This is a genomic window from Amycolatopsis sp. SID8362, assembly GCF_010550475.1.
Taxonomy (GTDB): Bacteria; Actinomycetota; Actinomycetes; order Mycobacteriales; family Pseudonocardiaceae; genus Amycolatopsis; species Amycolatopsis eburnea.
Genome location: NZ_JAAGNB010001040.1, coordinates 1 through 892 on the forward strand (window position 1 = coordinate 1; position 892 = coordinate 892).

The window sequence follows — 892 nt, forward strand, 5'->3', positions numbered from 1 at the left end:
CCGCCGCCACGCCCGCGCCCGCGGCGGTCCACGGGTTCGCCACCCGGCGCACCCGCGCCCGGCGGCGTTCGCGGTCCAGCACCGCCTCGACGTCCACTGTGGACGGTGGGACGACGCCGATCGCCGCGTCGAACTGGTCCTTGCTCATGGTGCCTCCTTCAGCTCTGGCTCGCGGCGACGAGCGCGCGCAGCGAGTCGAGCCCGCGCGCGGTCTGGCTCTTCACGGTTCCGGTCGAACACTCGAGGATCTCGGCGGTCTCCTCGACGGAAAGGTCGCAGTAGTAGCGCAGCACCACCGCGGCCCGGCGCCGCGGCGGCAGCGCGTCGAGCAGTTCCAGCAGGCCGATCCGCTCGACGACGTCGTCGGCGGGCAGCACCGCCGGCTCCGGCAGCGTGTCCGCCGGCTCCTCGCGCCGCCACGCCCTGGCCTTCTCGTCCAGCCACGTCCGCACCAGGATGCGGCGCACGTAGGCGTCGAGGTGCTCGACGTGCCGGGCCCGCGGCCAGTGCCGGTACAGCTTGCCGATGGTGATCGACACCAGGTCGTCGGCGAGGTGCCAGTCGCGGCACAGCAGGTAGGCCGTGCGGCGCAGGACCTCCATCCGCGCCGTGACGTAGTCGCGGTACCCCGCTTCTTCGGACCGTTTCACCGATTCCTCCTCGTCGCCCCCACACCCGGTGGAACGGGGTGCGCCGTCTCCGGGGTTGCTCCGGAACCGGAATCCGGGCAACCCGCGGGCGCGCCGGGGCCGTTCCACGAACTGAGGACCCCGACAGTGAGGAACCATCCCATGAGGAAACCGATCACCGCGGTCGTCGCGGTGACCCTGGCCGCGGGCGTGCTGACCGCACCCGGCGCGGCGGCCGCCCCGGCGGAGCGAGCGCCCGTCAC

General features: G+C 73.5%; 1 protein-coding gene. It reads right to left on the bottom strand.

Annotation, left to right across the window (positions count from 1 at the left end; all coding sequences use genetic code 11):
- Positions 1 to 158: 158 nt before the first annotated feature.
- A complete protein-coding gene (locus G3I65_RS32555; RefSeq protein ID WP_160699496.1) occupies positions 159 to 650 on the bottom strand; it encodes a SigE family RNA polymerase sigma factor in 492 nt (163 codons plus the stop codon).
- Positions 651 to 892: the final 242 nt, after the last annotated feature.